Source organism: Bacillus chungangensis (genome assembly GCF_030812995.1).
GTDB classification, from domain to species: Bacteria; Bacillota; Bacilli; order Bacillales; family Bacillaceae_C; genus Bacillus_CF; species Bacillus_CF chungangensis.
On record NZ_JAUSTT010000008.1, the window covers coordinates 44,880 to 62,070 of the forward strand.

The window sequence follows — 17,191 nt, forward strand, 5'->3', positions numbered from 1 at the left end:
TAACGCTTTCAATTTATCAATAATAAAAAGAGAAAATAATAATTTTTCTAAATTTCCACTTTTCTCTATGATTATTGTACAAGAACTAAGGAAATTTCTACATATAAAGAAAGTGAATCTTGCTTTCAAACGTACTGAAATATCTTTTTGCAATTCTGTTAAAAGAGGGCGCTCCCTTTCCCGATAGAAGTTGGGATAGGAAAGCACCCTTTTTCCAAAAAATTAAATGTTGCTTTTTTATCATTCAATTGTTTTTTCGTTTAAAGAAACACTCACATTTTTACGCGGCAAAAACATGATAATAACAAGAAGAATCACTACTGTGCCTAAACCGGCTAATGTGCTACCACTGAAACCTAATACTAAATATCCTAAGGCCGAAACAGCTGCCGCGGTAAAGGCATAAGGCATTTGCGTCATTACATGGTCCATCAAATTGCTGCCTGCTCCTGTTGATGACAAGATCGTCGTATCAGAAATTGGTGAGCAATGATCGCCAAAAACAGCACCAGCAAGAACTGCAGCCATTAATGGAAGAATAATATTCATATCAACAACCGCTGCAATTTCACCAGCAATTGGAATTAAAATACCAAATGCTCCCCATGAGGTTCCGGTTGAAAAGGCAATAAGTCCAGCAATAATAAATAGCAGGAATGGCAAGAAGCCTATAGGAAGACTGGAATTTTCAACAATACCCGCCAAGTAAGCACCTGTTTTTAGTTGACCGATTAAATCAACAATTGCCCAAGCAAATATTAAAATTAAAACAGCAGGAAGCATGGAGCGGATTCCTTGTAAGGCACCGTTTAAAAAGATCCCAGGATTTACTGCTTTTTTGATCATGCTTTGTTGAATGAAGAAAATAAACGAAAGTAGTAAACCGATCAAACCACCATAGAAAAGCGCCACCGAAACATCAGCATCCCCAAATATCTCCATTATGGATGCTCCTTCGCTATACCCAGTCCAAATCATAAAAACAACAGTTGCAATAATCAATGCAACGATCGGCCAAATTAACGAATGAACAGAGCCTTGTTTACTTTCAGGAAGCGGCGTCTTCGTTTCACCCGGCACATCCTTATTAGGATCAAATAATTGTCCTGTTTCACGAGCCCTTTTCTCATGCGTTTTCATTGCTCCGAAATCAAGATCGCGAATGGCTACGATAAATACTAATGCTAATGCCGACCAAACATATAAGTTCATAGGAATCATTTTAACAAACGCTGTGAAGGCAGACATTTGTGTAACACCATGGGCTGCAAAAACGGATGTAACAATCCCGATAATATAAGCCCCCCAGCTTGAAATAGGTGCAATTACACAAACTGGAGCTGAAGTAGAATCGATAATATACGCCAATTTAGCTCTTGATATATGATGACGATCCGTAATAGGTCGAGAAACTTGCCCTACTGCTAAACTATTAAAATAATCATCTAAAAATATCGCGATGCCAAGAAAAGCTGTCATAATTTGTGCGCCAGCTCTCGTTTTAATCCGTTTCATCGCCCATTCACCAAATGCTCGTGTTCCTCCATTAATGCTTATGAAAGCGGTTACAATCCCTAAGATGATGATAAAAAATTCAATATAAATATTCCAAGTATTCCAACTGCCATCTTTCCAGAAGATCCCTTTAAATGCCTCCCAAACAATAACGACTGTATCGGCAACATTTCCATTCGCCAAGAGCAAGGCAGCGGAAAGAATCCCAAGCCCCAACGATAGAATAACTCTACGTGTTAATATTACCATCGTAATCGCAATAAATGGGGGTATAAGCGAATAAATTGTTCCTTCCATTTTTCCCTTCCTTTCATTCTTTATATAGGATTGGTGGTCAATGCTACTCCTCTCCTGCTATAACTTAGAGGAAATAGTGGGAAAATCATTGCCAAATCCATGTGATTTATCACGAAGTACGTAATAGGAGCATGAGATCATTATATATAGAGAAACATATGCTGTCAAAGGGCTTTTTATCCATTCTATCGTTCATAAGACCCTCATTTCCAATTACTGTAGATGGTAATAAAATTCCTATTGTAATTCTTGATTGCAGCTGTGAATGTCATTTGGATTTAAAAAACCGATAAAGGGGCTGGTTCCTATAAGTCAGTTAAACTGACTAAGGTCCTGCCCCTTCTCCTTAAATTTCCATAATAATCGGTAGGATCATTGGTCTTCTTCTCGTTTTTTCAAACAGGAAGTGATTTAACTGATCGCGAATATCCTGTTTAATGCTTGACCATTCGAATGCCTCGCGCGCTAAATTTTTCTCCACTATTTGAGCAGTGAGCTTCGTAGATTCTTCTAATAATTTTTCCGATTCTCTAACATATACAAAGCCTCGAGAAATAATTTCCGGTCCAGAAGCAATCGTTTTTCTTTTCTTGTTTAATGTAACGACGACGATAAAAATCCCGTCTTCAGATAGCAATTTGCGGTCTCGTAAGACGATATTGCCTACATCTCCAACACCAAGGCCATCAATAAGGACATTCCCGGCATTTACTCTGTTTCCAGTCGTCATTTTCCCATTTCGATATTCAATAATTTCACCTTTGCCGGGAATAAAAATATTTTTTTTCTTAATGTCCATTTCTTGAGCGATTTTTGCATGAGCAAACAACATGCGGTACTCGCCTTGGATAGGGACAAAGTATTTCGGTTTTGTTAAGTTCAACATTAGTTTTAAATCTTCCTGATGCCCGTGCTCGGAGACGTGAATTTTTTTGCTAATAACCGTAGCTCCCGCTCGATATAAAAGATCCATTGTTCTATACAAGAACGTTTCAAGGCTTGGCCCAGGAGTGGGAGTAATAAGAACGGTATCTCCCTTTTGAATATTTACTTGCTTATGGGTTTGCTTAGCCATTCTTTGCAGCGTTTTTAGTGGTTCTCCCATATGGCCTGTCGCAATCACAATAATTTGATCATCACGATATTTGCCAATATCCTGAATAGGTATAATCATCTTTTCGTCTTTTACTTTTAGATAACCAAGTTCCAAAGCAATTTCGTACACTCGTTCAAGATTTTTGCCCATTACTGCTACTTTTCGATTATTTTCATAAGCAACATCAAATACTTGCTGAATACGAATCAAGTTAGAAGCAAAACACGCCACAATCACTCTTCCCGGTGCACTATGAAAGGCGTTGGTAATCTCTTCAGTCACAACAGATTCGGAGGTCGTATAGCCTGGACGTTCAGCTTCCGTACTATCAGATAATAAGCAAAGCACTCCTTCATCGCCAATGTTTGCAATTTTTCCAATCTCAGTCTTATATATATCGGTGGCGGCTTGATCAAACTTAAAATCTCCAGTGTAGACAATGTTTCCTTCAGCTGTATGAATACAAATACCAACGGAATCAGGAATGCTTTGCGTCGTTTTAAAGAAACTGACTGTAACAGAATCGAATGTTAATTGTGAATCCGAGTGGATAACATGGAATGTCCCATTTACTTTCTGGTCTTTCATCGCTTCCTTTGCAAATGCAATCGTTAGTTTAGTACCATATACTGGAACATTTAATTTTCTTAACACATATGGAAGTGCACCAATTGAGTCTTCATGCCCATGAGTTAAAAAAATTGCTTTTACACGTGATTTATTTTCTTCAAGATAAGAAGTATCCGGGATGACGACGTCAATGCCGAGCATTTCATCCTCAGGGAACATTAGTCCCGCATCAAGGACAAAAATATCATCATCGACCTCTACTATATACATGTTTTTCCCGATTTCTCCAACTCCGCCGAGTGGAATGATTTTAATCGATTCATTTTTTTTATTTCTCAATGTTTATATCCTCCAATATTCTTGTTTCCCGATCTTCATCAGTTAATATTATTATACAAGACTTTTCCAGATAATTCACCAATCAATCATTAAGGGGGAATGGAAACTTCTATCAACATGATTTTATCTTACCTTCCATAGAGAGCATATGAAGCTAAAAAAGTGCAATCCTTGAAAAAGACGCTTTCCCTTCGCCAAAGCAATTCAAGTAAGTCTGAACATATGGAACCACTTTCACATCTACTACCGATTTCTTTATATTAGTGTTTGCACCTTCTGTAAAAATAATTGTCGGCAGCTTTAAACAGAAATGGAGTAGCAAGAGATTGCTGAGAGGAGAAGTTTTAATTGAAGTGTAACGATAATAAAGTGAAGCTTCAAAAGATGGGGTTTTCTCTTATCCCCCACTCATAAGAAGTAGAACAAAGGCTAAGGTCGCGAGCGTCCTCGAAAAAGGAAGCCGCTTTTTCTTCGTTCGATGTATTACTGGCGAAGCTTTCCTTGTCCTGCGGCCCGAACCAATCGGACATTTGACTTTCAGTTTCCCCCCACCTAGCGCTTCTGATTCCTCGTGCTCTTGAGGTGGGGGTCTTGACTTGCCAGTTAGATGTGGGATAAAAAAAACTCCCATGGTGCTAAGCACCATAGGAGAAGCGGCTCCAGCATTCTGGAATGCCATTCTATTTGTTTTTTACTTTTTTCATAAATGCTGCAATAGTTAAGCGTTCAGGTTCAGTTAATGGAACGAGAGGCAAGCGCACAGAACCAACATCAAGACCTTGAATTTGCAAGGCTGTTTTAACAGGAGCTGGATTTGGGGCAATGAACATCCCGCGCATCAATGGAAGCAACGTTTGGTGGATGCTTGCAGCTTTTTTTGTTTCTCCAGCAAAAAATGCCTGAAACATCGCTTGAATATCGTTCCCAACTATATGAGATGCTACCGAAACAACGCCTGCACCGCCAATCGCTGCAACGGGAAGTGCAATACTATCATCGCCGCTGTAAAGCAGAAAATCATCTGGAGTATTTGCAATAATATCTGTCATTGCATCTAAATTACCGCTTGCTTCTTTTACCGCAACAATATTATCAATATTTGCAAGCTCAATCACCGTTTCCGCTTGAATATTGACTACAGAGCGGCCAGGGATATTATACACCATAATTGGCAATGAAGTTGTTCGAGCGATTGTTTTAAAGTGCTCATATAATCCAGCCTGATTTGGCTTATTATAATAGGGAGCAACGAGCATGATGCCGTCAACCCCACATTGCTCTGCTTTTTTTGTTAATTCTATGGAAGCGTACGTATTGTTGCTTCCTGTTCCAGCGATTACTGGTATGCGATGATCTACTACTTTTACGACATGTTTAAATAAAGCCACTTTTTCTTCTGTCGATAATGTCGGAGATTCTCCTGTCGTTCCTGCAACAACAAGGGAATCGGTTCCATTAGCGATTAAATGGTTTACTAATTGTGTTGTTTTTTGAAAATCAATATTGCCTTTTTTATCGAATGGCGTCACCATTGCGGTTGAAACTCGGCCAAAATTTAACATTATTTCACACCCTTTTTCCTTTTCAAGTGAGTGATGACTCCCGCTTCTTTATGCGGCTTCTATTAGGTGCCAGTAAATCTCTATCTTCATGTCGGAAGAATAAGCGTGAAGTTTAAATCATGTACAAACAACAGATGTTTCACTTCATCATGCAGCCTATCCCACGAAGAAACTATCTTCTAGTGAACTACTCACCACTTATTGACCTTGCGGTCTGATTGAAGTGGGAGAATTCTTTTCGGAAATCAAGTTAAAAGTCTATAAAGAGCAAACCTTTCTTATGTGCAAGCTTAGAAAAGATGGACCTTCGATCAATACGCGCCTTGCTTCTATCCTAATAAAGCACTATCTTCTATTTCTAGTATTTCTTCTTGTAAATGAAAGACATCATGCAATGCATTAACAGCCTCGGTTAAATCGGCAGCTTTGACAAGCACCCAAATCGTCGTATGGCTATCAGCTGCTTGAAGAATTCGAATCTCTTTTTCTGACAAAGCAGATACAATTTTTGAAGCTACTCCAGGCACGCCTGTTATGCCTGCGCCTACGACAGATACTTTAGCACAATTGCGTTCTATTATTGGATCATACTGCAACTCTTTCAATACCGCAATTGCCCGATCAGTCGTCTCTTCAGTGACTGTATACACAACGCCTGTAGGAGAAATGTTAATGAAATCCACACTTATATTTTCTTTCGCCATCGCCTTAAAAACTTCTGCTTGCAAGTTGTATTGGCCTTCCTTTGATGATACTTTGATTTGTGTGACATTTGGAACATAAGCGATTCCAGTAACAAGTCTCTCTTTAATATCGAAACCGATATTTTTTTCCTTGTGCATAGAGGTGATCAACGTTCCTAAACCATCTGAATACGTACATCTAATCCTAATCGGCACTTTTGCCTGCATTGCAATTTCTACCGCTCTCGGATGGATTACTTTCGCTCCCTGATAAGCCATATTGCAAACTTCATTATAAGTAACGATTGACAATGGACGTGCTTTCTCAACTAGTCGCGGATCAGCGGTCATCATTCCTTCGACATCTGTAAAAATATCGATCCTTTCTGCTTTCAATGCGGCTCCAATTGCAGCTGCAGACGTGTCACTGCCACCCCGCCCTATCGTTGTTGTGTCGCCGTTTTTCCCAGCTCCTTGAAAGCCTGCTACAACGATGCAATCGTGATGATGAAGCTCTCGAAGCAGGCGATCGCATTGCATATCAATGATTTTTGCATTTGTATGTTCGTTATTTGTAAATAAACCTGCCTGTTGACCAGTCAATGCCGCTGCGCTTATTCCGTCTTCTAGCAGCATGTTTGTCATTACAATGCTGGAAATTGTTTCGCCGCAGGAAAGCAAAAGGTCTTGCTCTCGTTTGCTTAAAAACGTATTTGAACCGCCAGCTAATGTAAGCAGGGTATCTGTTGCGTATGGGTCTCCTTTTCTGCCAATTGCAGAAACAACTACTACAACTTTATAACCGTCATGGATCGCTCGTTGAATATGCTTCTTTGCTAACAGACGTGTCCTTGTATCACATAACGATGTTCCGCCAAATTTTTGGACGATTACTTTCATGCTCACACCCCTGATTCTGTTTTACAGCAATCTAAATAATGATTAATGAGAGGAATCAAGTGAAGCAATGCTCCACATGATACAAACCCCACTCTTACTATGTTATCTCTATCATTTTAATTTTTTGGTTTAACTAAATCAAGTTTGATAAGACTTTGAGCAATTTGAACAGAATTCCAGGCTGCTCCTTTTAATAGATTATCAGATACAATCCACATGTGAAACCCATTATTTTCATCTAAATCTTGGCGAATTCTACCAACAAAAATATCGGTCTTGCCTACTGCATCCGCAGGCATTGGATAGAGCTGCTCCTGTGGGTTGTCTTGAAGAACTACTCCTGGCGCTTTTTGAAGCACCTCGTGAATATCTTTTGTTGTCACGTTACCCTTTTCAACCTCGATATAGACTGATTCAGAGTGACCTGTTTCAACAGGAAGCCGGACACAAGTTGCTGCCACCTTTAGAGCTGGCATGTTCATAATTTTTTTTGTTTCATTCATCATCTTCATCTCTTCAAGTGTATAGCCATTTTCAGAAAATACGTCAATTTGTGGAATGACATTAAATGCAATTTGGTAATGTTTTTCTGCACCTTTCACTGGTAATGTTGCTGGTTGAATAGATTGGTCGTTTAACAGTGCTTTAGTTTGGTTTTTCATTTCTTCGATAGCTTGTACGCCAGCACCAGAAACTGCTTGGTATGTGGAAACAATGACTTTTTTCAATCCGAAAGCCTGGCGAATCGGCTCTAAGGCAGCTACCATTTGAATAGTCGAACAGTTTGGATTGGCAATAATGCCGCGATGTTCGTGCAATGCTTCTTCATTCACTTCTGGTACAACCAATGGAACCGTTTCATCCATACGGTACGCACTTGTATTATCTATGACAATAGCGCCGCGTTTCACTGCCTCAGGAGCTAATTGTTGAGAAATGCTGCCGCCTGCACTAAAAAAAGCGATGTCTACACCTTCATAACGCTCAGGGGCTGCTTTTTCAACGACAATATCTTTTCCTTTATAAGTAATAACGGTTCCTGCTGAACGTTCGGAGGATAGCAATGTGAGCTTCCGAATTGGAAAATTTGTTTGAGCTAATAATTGAACAATTTGTTGACCTACTGCACCAGTGGCTCCTGTTACCGCCACATGAAACCCTGACTCTGTCATTTCTTTTTTCCCCTTCCAGCTTTTCATTTCAAATGTTCGATTGATGATTTTATTCGTCTTCATTTATAATCATCATTTTAGCACATTCTTTTAAAATAAGGAGACTATTTTTCTTTATTCAATGAAACTTCTTTTTTGCAAGGGCTGTATGCCAATAACATGAGATGCGTCCGAACAGCGATCATCCATCATCCTCTCATTCTTTGAAGGGGGGAGAATGCCCCCCTACACTGAAATATGAACATTTGCTCGCTTCCGTTAGATAAAGATTAAATTAAAAGTCCAGGTATCTTTCCACAATTACAGGCTGGAGCTGCTTTCCTTGCAATGCCATTGCAACAGTTTCATCAAGCGATGACATTCTGGCGACCATAGAGTTTGGCTTGTTGTTAGGATCGTCCTGGCCAAATGGAATAAAATAAATATGCTTGGATGCCATTAAACGCATTAAATTTACGCCATTTAAACCAAGGGCATCATTTGTAGAAATGCCGAGCACAACCGGACGCCCATTTCTCAATGTTGCTTTCGCCGCCATTAATACCGGGCTATCCGTCAAAGCATTTGCAAATTTGCTCATCGAGTTTCCAGTTAATGGAGCTATCACCATACAATCGAGCGGCTCTTTCGGTCCTAAAGGTTCGGCATCAACGATAGAATCAATTACTTTTCGTCCAGTTGCTTCTTCTATTCTTGCTATCCAATCTTCACCTGCACCAAATCGTGTTTCTGTTTGTTTTACAGTGAAAGTAACAATTGGTACAACGTCCACTCCTGCGTTTACAAGTTTCTGTATTTCTGGAAAAACAGCATCGTATGTGCAATGGGAACCAGTCAAACCAAACCCTATTCTTTTTCCTTGTAAACTCATTTCACTGTCTCCTCCTGATTGATATCATTTTCTGCCAGTAGCTTCGCTAACACATTTGCCAATATTTTACCGGCAGTTTTTGGTGCAACAATCCCTGGAAGGCCTGGAGCTAATATCGCTTTGATGCCTCGCTTTTCCGCATATCGAAAGTCTGTTCCTCCGGGTTTTGAAGCAAGATCAATAATGAGTGTATGGGCTGGCATATTTGCAATAACTGCTGCTTTAACAATCAATGCTGGAATGGTATTAATACAAATGTCCAGGTCTCGCACCTCCGCCTTAATCTCATCAAGGTGAAAAGGCTCTAATCCCATTTCACTTATTCTTGCTAGATGTTCACTTTTTCGAGCTCCTACCTTCACCTTCGCCCCCAGGTGATGAAATGCCCTAGCTACACTCATTCCAACACGACCTAATCCTAAAACAGCAACTTTAGCATGATGAATGGTAAAATCAGTATGCTGAATCGCCATCATAATCGTACCTTCTACAGTTGGAATAGAATTATAAATAGCAACGTCGTCACGTTCAAACAACTGAACTAAGCGTCTTTCTGCTTTTTTGACAACACTATTCAAATAACCATTGCTAATTCCTGAGTAAATAACACAGTGAGGAGGTGTTTTAAGTAAGATCTCTTCTGTAATGACTATTTTTTCATTGGAAAAAATCGTTTCTACTTCACCCTTTTCATTTGTACCAGGAACCGGTAATAGTAAGGCGTCTATTGTAGAGAAATCAATTCCATCCATTTTTTCATTTTCTACACCTGTAAATTGAATTTGCAACTGTTCAAAACCGATTAAAAATAGTTTTGCGTCCAACTCTGTTAACTTTCTAATAATTTCTAGTTGTCTTGCATCGCCGCCTATAACAGCGATTTGCATATCTGTCAACATGAATCAATTCACCTGCTTATAAGTTGATGGAGTGGATATTTCTTTAACAGATTATGTAACGGGCGCAAAAAAGTGAGTTGTTTAAGGAAAAGAATGGTTTTTGAAAGGTTTTGAAAAGTCTATAAAAGGGAAATGTTCTAGCAATCGTAGCTTTTATGGAGGAACTCATACTAAGGTTTCAAAAAAGAAAATCACTGTCACTTTTTCTTCGTGGGTGTATTGCTTTTCAAAGTTTTCGTTGTTAGTTGTATCGCTTGAATTACTTATGCTTTTGTTGTCCCCAATTTCAACTAGATAATTTTCTTCGGTTTCCCAACCGGAGCTTTTCTAATAATGCCGCAATGCTAAATTCTCCGAAAAACAAACTATTTCTTCATCCGATGCTATTTAAGGAACTTCATTAAAAAAAGCTGACATATATGTCAGCCCTTTTTCAGATCGCATGAATCAAACTATAAATAAAGTGAAACTTCCATGAGTGGGGGTTTTCTTTCACCCCCCCCCCACTCAAAAGAAGTAGAACAAAGGCTAAGATCATAGCGTCCTCGAAAAGGAAACCGCTTTTCTTCGTGCGATGTATCGCTACCGAAGCTTTCCTTGTCCTGTTAAAACGCCTTTGTGACCGACATCCTCGAAAAAGGAGAGCACTTTTTCTTCGTGCGATGCTGATTCAAAAAGCTTTTCTTATCCTGTCGGCCCGAACAAATCGGACATTTGACTTTCAGTTATCTACACCTAGCGCTTCTAATTACTCTGACTCTTAAGGTGGGGGGCTTGACTTGCCAGTTAGATGTGGGATAAAGTGAAACTTCCATCAGTGGGGGTTTTCTCTCATCCCCCACTGATGGTTAGTTGAACCAATCGGACATTTGACTTTCAGTTATCCCCCACCTAGACTTCTTCGAATCCTCTTAGCTCTTGAGGTGGGGGGCTTGACTCGCCAGTTAGATGTGGGATAAAACATTAATAATTAGTCCTCTGGAACATCAAGAATAATCATATCTGTTCCGATTGTTCGAATGTAATGCCATGGTACTCTAATCTCTGAAGTTGTTTGCCTACCAACGCGAAACCATTTGCCATTTGGAATAATCAATGTATTTATATGTCCGGTACTCTCATCTATTTCCAAATCTGTTTGGCCTAAAACGCCTAATCGTTCTGCTTTTTTATAGTTCACAATTTCTTTTCCGCTAAGTTCGCTTAATCTCATATTCATCCCCCTAAAAATTCTAGCAGTCTCGACTATCGCTAATCTTTCGGCAGCGGCTCTGTTTTGTCCATTTTGTTTGAGTCTTTTTGAAACGAACATCTATCACTAATATATAGCCTGTTTTTATTTTTAGAATGGATGCACCACGATTTTGATCTTTGCAGGTCTAAACCTTATAAATGAAAAGAACTTCTTGGCCTTAAACACATTCTTTAACAATGGCCGGCCTTATCTAATCACTTGCGAGCAATTCATATCATTGGTTTTTAAATGGAACAAGCAGTAAAGCTTTTGTTTATCAGTTTACCTGTCCATATAATGATCAGATGTAAGATCATGATTCATTAGGATTAATAATGGCAAAAGCATACGGTTCTGAAAAAATTCGTTCTGCTAACGTGTTCGCACTTTCTATCGTTACTTGATCAATTTCTACAATCATCTCATCTAAGGAACGATGTCGCCTAAGAAGTAATTCATTTTTGCCATTTCGACTCATGCGGCTGTTTGTGCTTTCTAAGCTTAGCATCACATTTCCTTTTAATTGTTCTTTGCTGTTTCGCAGTTCTTTTTCCGTTACACCATGATTTTTCAAGTCTTGAATCGTTGATTGAATCGTGTCAAAAAGGGCATTCATTTGATTAGCACCAGTGCCGCCATATATTGTAACCATTCCACTGTCTTGGTAAGCAGAATGATAAGAGAATATTGAATAAGCTAGGCCTTTTTGTTCTCGGACTTCTTGAAATAATCTTGATGAGAAACTGCCGCCGAAGATATTATTCATGACAATGAGATCGTAAATATCTTTGTGTCCAATCGGCAAACCTTCATAAGCAAAGCAAAGATGCGTTTGTTCAATGTCTTTTTTTCTTTGAATACGGTTGTGATGAAATAATGGCTTTTCTGATTCAATTAGGGCTTTTTCACGTTCATAGGAACCAAATAAGCGTTCAATTTGTGTAATAAATGTTTCTTTTACATTTCCTGCCACAGAAATAACAACACGGTCTGGAGTATACATCTGATGCATATATGCCTTTAATGTCTCTCCTGTAAATGCTTCTAGTGTTTCAACGGTTCCTAGGATTGGATAACCTAATGCATGATGAGGGTAAGCAGAACGATCCAGCAAATCATGGATCAAATCGTCTGGTGTATCTTCATACATTTTTATTTCCTCATAGACGACTTGCTTTTCCTTTTCCAACTCTTCTTCAGCAAATGTCGAATGAAAAAACATATCTGCTAAGATATGAAGTGCATATTCTGCATGGTTGTCCAATATTTTCGCATAAAAGCATGTATATTCTTTCGAAGTAAACGCATTCACTTGTCCACCTATTGAATCAAATGCTTCAGCAATTTCTAGGCTCGTCCGTGTTTGTGTGCCTTTAAAAAACATATGCTCCAAAAAATGGGAGATGCCATTATTTTTTTGGTTTTCATGTCTGGAGCCACTGTTCACCCAAATGCCGATTGCTACTGAGCGCACCGTCGGGATCTCTTCTAATACAATCCTTAATCCATTTTGACACGTATATTTCTTAATCATTATGCTCCTCCTGTTCTTGGTGCACGTATTTATTTGTTGAAGAGGTATGACGTTTCGAGCAGATAAAGAAAAAGCTTCATCTATTATTGCTCCAATTACAGCATTTTTTAACGCTTATTCATAATCCGTTCTTCACGCATGAGTTTTGATACGGTACCAATTCGCAAATTTTTTTGTTTCATTGATTTGATTAGTTGATCAAGTGCTGCTGAAGTGGAAGCAGTTGGGTGCATTAAAATCATCGCTCCTGGAGAAACCTTTGTTGTGACACTATTAATGATGACTTCGGGACTTGGCTTTTGCCAATCAATTGTATCGACAGTCCACATGACTGTTCCTAATTGCAAAGAATGTGCCACCGCAACTACTTCATCTCGATAGCTTCCACTAGGCGGCCCAAACCACCGTACCTGCTTTCCGGTTGTTGCTTCTATCACTTGATTTGTTTTGATTAGTTGTTCTCGAATTTGCTCACGGCTTAATGTTTTCATATCAGGATGTGTATATGAATGGTTGCCGAGTTCATGTCCACTATCAGCAATCATTTTTGCTAAGTCTGGATTTGCTTTTACCCATCTTCCTTCCAAAAAAAAGGTGACAAATACGTCATGCTTCTTCAATGTTGCAAGCATATCAGGGATAAATTCATTGCCCCATGCCACGTTAATCAAAAAGCTGACCATAGGTTTGTCAGGATGCCCTCGATAGATAGGAGATGGAGGCAAGTCTGACAAATGGACTTTAGGCGATATTTGTTTAAATACTAATTTCCGATCATCGTATTTGCGCTCGCTTTTCATTTTCTTATAAGATGCTTCCACATCAACCGCGAGACCATTATAGCCGGGGATAGCCTTCCATACACGATCTACTTTTGCGTCAGATGGTGGAATGTAATGCTTTGATGCGTTGGCTTCAATTGTTTTCCAAAGAGAAGATTTTTGGGCAGAAGCAGTAACTGAACGCTGCTTCCATTTATTTACGTATTGCTTCGTTAAAGGGTTGTGCACTGCAGCTATTGCCGCAATAGCGATCATTCCAATTATAATTAATTTTTTTATCTGATTCATTTGCGCATTCCTCCTCGTTTTCAGCCTATGAAACGAGCATCTATAATTAGAACACGCAATTTAATATTAGAGAGGATGTACCAAGAGTCTAGGTTTATCTTTTCAGAAACCTTCGTTGTCTTTATCGCAGTTTATCTTATACAGCTGTCTTAATAGAGAAGATGTATTTTTTCCAAAAAGAAAAAGCCAGGGTCTCCTGACTTTTGTTATTATAAGCGATCATGAACAGCATTGCTATTGAATTGTCTCAAATTGACGATTATTTTTGGGTATTCTTTTCTTTTTGTTCTTTTAAGACGGCTTTTCGTGATAAGTTCACTCTACCTTGGTTATCAATATCAACGACTTTTACTAAAACCTCATCGCCAATAGAAAGTACGTCTTCTACTTTGCGGACTCGTTCTTCAGCAAGTTCGGAAATATGAACCAAACCATCTTTGCCATTAAATATTTCAAGGAAAGCGCCAAATTTTTCAATTCGCTTTACTTTGCCAAGATAAATCTGTCCCGGTTCTACTTCACGAACAATGTCTTCAATAATTTTCCGCGCTTTCTTGTTCATCACTTCATCAGTAGAAGAAATAAATATCGTTCCATCTTGCTCAATGTCAATTTTTACATTTGTTTCTTCAATAATTTTATTGATTTGTTTTCCGCTCGGCCCAATAACATCGCGAATTTTATCAGGATTAATCGCCATCGTTAAAATTTTTGGTGCATATTTAGATAAAGCTTCACGCGGCTGCGAAATCGTTGCCATCATTGAGTCTAAAATATGCATCCGGCCTCGTTTTGCTTGCTGCAATGCTTCCTCTAATATTTCTCGAGATAGACCTTCGATTTTAATATCCATTTGTAAAGCAGTTACACCTTTTGCTGTACCTGCAACTTTAAAATCCATGTCGCCAAGGAAATCTTCCATACCTTGTATGTCACTTAGTATTGTATAATGCTCTCCTGCTTTGACGAGTCCCATTGCAATCCCAGCAACTGGAGCCTTTAATGGCACCCCAGCATCCATCATTGCCAAAGTGCTGGCACATATACTTGCTTGTGATGTAGAGCCATTGGATTCCAATACTTCCGAAACCAATCTTATGGTATAAGGGAATTTGCTTTCTTCTGGAATAACAGGTTCGAGCGCACGTTCTCCTAGAGCACCATGCCCAATTTCACGACGGCCAGGTCCACGCATTGGTCCTGTTTCGCCAACACTGAATTGCGGGAAATTGTAATGATGCATAAAGCGCTTTGACTCCTCAATGCCAAGACCGTCTAGAATTTGGACATCACCAAGTGCTCCTAGTGTACAAACACTTAGCGCCTGTGTTTGTCCTCTCGTAAATAAGCCAGATCCATGCGTACGCGGCAGGATACCTACTTCTGAAGACAACGGACGAATTTCATCGACCTTTCTTCCATCAGGGCGCACTTTTTCTTCGGTAATGAGACGGCGTACTTCCTCTTTGACTAGCTTGCTTAACACTTCTTGTACTTGCTTCAACAGCGCCTCATCGCTCTCTTCGCGTTCCTCAAATACAAGTACCACCTTATCTTTTACAGCTTGAATCGCATCTTCGCGGGCATGTTTTTCTGCTACTTGGATTGCAGATTTCAGTTCTGTTTCACACATTTGTCGAACTTCTGCTTCAATGTTTGCATCAAGCTCGTACAATTCCACTTCAAGTTTTTCTTTCCCTACATGCTCAACAATTTTCTCTTGAAAAGCGATTAGTTTTTTGATTTCTTCATGGCCAAACATGATCGCTTTCAGCATCGTTTCTTCTGGAACTTCATCTGCTCCAGCTTCTACCATATTAATCGCATCTTTTGTTCCTGCAACGATTAAATTAATATCACTCTTCTCTAATTGCACTACCGTTGGATTAATAACAAATTCTCCATCTACACGGCCAACGACAACACCTGCAATCGGACCTTCAAAAGGGATATCCGATACACACAGCGCCAAGGAAGAGCCAAACATTGCAGCCATCTCAGAAGAACAGTCTTGATCAACACTCATTACGATACTTACGACTTGAACTTCGTTTCGAAATCCATCGGCAAACAATGGACGGATTGGACGATCAATAAGACGGCTTGCTAAAATCGCTTTTTCACTTGGCCGCCCTTCTCTTTTAATAAAACCACCAGGAATTTTACCAACAGCATATAAACGTTCTTCATAATTTACTGTTAGTGGAAAAAAGTCAACACTTTTAGCTGCTTTAGAAGCAGTTGCTGTACTTAATACTGCAGTTTCCTCATAGCGGACAAGCACCGCGCCATTTGCTTGCTTTGCCAATTGTCCGACTTCGACAGTCAGTTTGCGGCCTGCCCAATCCATGGAAAAGCTCTGTTTCTCTTGTTCCATATAGAAACTCCTCTCTATGAAAACAATCATAGTTTATTTTATGTTTAAAGAGGTTGTTCAAAAAGTCCGCCATTTACACTTCGCCTCTCCGGTTCGAAACGATGCACCTCATCGAACACTTCGAAGGTCAGCTTTCGAAAGGAATCAAGCTTGTGCTTTCAATCATCGAACTTCTCGGCTCTTTTTGTCCTCCTTTTTGAACACACAATCAAAACGTATAAATTCTCATGCAGCACTTATTAACATACGTCTATCAAGAGCATTTATATGTATTGTTCACCATTTAATATGATTTTAAATGTTTTTTGTATATTTTCCAACACTATACAAAGATTTTTGTGAAAATCTCAACATGAGGGTGGCGAACTGTATATGTTCACAAACGCAGTTCATTTAAACAGTTCACTTTTATAAGCAGGATCAGTTGCTTCCATTTTAACATAAATAACGAGTGATATTGAAAGAAAATCGTTATGTTAAAGGAAGGTATGATATTCGCTTCCTTTTGACCTTTCAAATTGTTGTTTGACTGTTCAAGTTTTGAATCTTGATTTTTTTGATTTTATGCTAACAAAAAAGCGGGGATTATCCCGCTTTCTCGTTGACCTTTAAGACCTTTCGGTCTACTTACATCCCTATAATGGACAAGGGATGTATATAAAAAACATTTCATACAGCACTGTTTTATATACAGTACAGAACAGCCTACATTTAGCGACGTAAACCTAGTCTGTTAATCAAATTACGGTAACGTTGAACATCTTTGTTACGTAAATACGTTAACAGGTTACGACGTCTACCTACCATCTTCATCAAACCGCGACGAGAATGGTGATCTTTTTTATGTGTGCTCAAGTGGCCGTTCAGGTTGTTGATTTCTTCCGTTAGAATAGCAATTTGAACTTCAGGAGAACCTGTATCACTCTCATGAATTTTATAAGCTGAGATAAGTTCATTTTTACGTTCTTGAGAAAGTGCCATTCTGTTTCACCTCCATTTTTTTGCATCCCCTTTTCCCTAGCAAGCGTTGGTGAGTCGCTTTGCCAAGCAAAGGTTCATATCATACGAGTAT

At 39.2% G+C, this 17,191-nt stretch carries 13 protein-coding genes; all 13 read right to left on the reverse strand.

All coding sequences use genetic code 11. The features are described from left to right. Positions 1–240: 240 nt before the first annotated feature. The 13 genes from J2S08_RS07955 to rpsO all read right to left on the reverse strand — a co-directional run bounded on the left by J2S08_RS07955 (position 241) and on the right by rpsO (position 17,100). Positions 241–1,812, reverse strand: coding sequence for a Na+/H+ antiporter NhaC family protein (locus J2S08_RS07955; RefSeq protein ID WP_307228349.1), 1,572 nt, complete (start codon positions 1,810–1,812; stop codon positions 241–243). 346 nt (positions 1,813–2,158) lie between these two features. Further along, the gene (locus J2S08_RS07960) at positions 2,159–3,817 is read right to left on the reverse strand and encodes a ribonuclease J (RefSeq protein ID WP_307228351.1); all 1,659 of its coding nucleotides are present in this window, start codon (positions 3,815–3,817) and stop codon (positions 2,159–2,161) included. A 377-nt stretch (positions 3,818–4,194) separates the two neighbouring features. Continuing rightward, positions 4,195–4,347, reverse strand: coding sequence for a hypothetical protein (locus J2S08_RS07965; RefSeq protein ID WP_307228352.1), 153 nt, complete (start codon positions 4,345–4,347; stop codon positions 4,195–4,197). Between the two features lie 150 nt (positions 4,348–4,497). Next, a complete protein-coding gene (gene dapA, locus J2S08_RS07970) occupies positions 4,498–5,379 on the reverse strand; it encodes a 4-hydroxy-tetrahydrodipicolinate synthase (protein ID WP_307228354.1) in 882 nt (293 codons plus the stop codon). A gap of 329 nt (positions 5,380–5,708) precedes the next feature. Then, positions 5,709–6,962 (reverse strand): aspartate kinase, encoded by a 1,254-nt coding sequence (gene dapG, locus J2S08_RS07975; protein ID WP_307228356.1) that lies wholly within the window; start codon positions 6,960–6,962, stop codon positions 5,709–5,711. 116 nt (positions 6,963–7,078) lie between these two features. Further along, complete coding sequence (asd, locus tag J2S08_RS07980; RefSeq protein WP_307228571.1) at positions 7,079–8,134, reverse strand: aspartate-semialdehyde dehydrogenase; 1,056 nt, start codon at positions 8,132–8,134, stop codon at positions 7,079–7,081. 274 nt (positions 8,135–8,408) lie between these two features. After that, positions 8,409–9,005, reverse strand: coding sequence for a dipicolinate synthase subunit B (locus J2S08_RS07985; protein WP_307228358.1), 597 nt, complete (start codon positions 9,003–9,005; stop codon positions 8,409–8,411). After that, positions 9,002–9,904 (reverse strand): dipicolinic acid synthetase subunit A, encoded by a 903-nt coding sequence (gene dpaA / locus J2S08_RS07990; protein ID WP_307228361.1) that lies wholly within the window; start codon positions 9,902–9,904, stop codon positions 9,002–9,004. The genes J2S08_RS07985 and dpaA overlap by 4 nt, the downstream gene beginning before the upstream one ends. A gap of 970 nt (positions 9,905–10,874) precedes the next feature. Next, positions 10,875–11,117 carry a YlmC/YmxH family sporulation protein gene (locus tag J2S08_RS07995; RefSeq protein WP_307228363.1) on the reverse strand — a complete coding sequence of 81 codons (243 nt, stop codon included), beginning with the start codon at positions 11,115–11,117 and terminating at the stop codon, positions 10,875–10,877. A 334-nt stretch (positions 11,118–11,451) separates the two neighbouring features. Further along, on the reverse strand, positions 11,452–12,672 hold the full coding sequence (locus J2S08_RS08000) for a M16 family metallopeptidase (protein ID WP_307228365.1): 1,221 nt from the start codon (positions 12,670–12,672) through the stop codon (positions 11,452–11,454). Positions 12,673–12,779: 107 nt separating this feature from the next. Next, positions 12,780–13,742 carry a polysaccharide deacetylase family protein gene (locus tag J2S08_RS08005; RefSeq protein ID WP_307228367.1) on the reverse strand — a complete coding sequence of 321 codons (963 nt, stop codon included), beginning with the start codon at positions 13,740–13,742 and terminating at the stop codon, positions 12,780–12,782. Between the two features lie 259 nt (positions 13,743–14,001). Continuing rightward, positions 14,002–16,119, reverse strand: a complete 2,118-nt coding sequence (pnp, locus tag J2S08_RS08010) for a polyribonucleotide nucleotidyltransferase (RefSeq protein WP_307228369.1) — start codon at positions 16,117–16,119, stop codon at positions 14,002–14,004. 711 nt (positions 16,120–16,830) lie between these two features. After that, positions 16,831–17,100, reverse strand: coding sequence for a 30S ribosomal protein S15 (gene rpsO / locus J2S08_RS08015; RefSeq protein WP_307228371.1), 270 nt, complete (start codon positions 17,098–17,100; stop codon positions 16,831–16,833). Between the last annotated feature and the right edge of the window lie 91 nt (positions 17,101–17,191).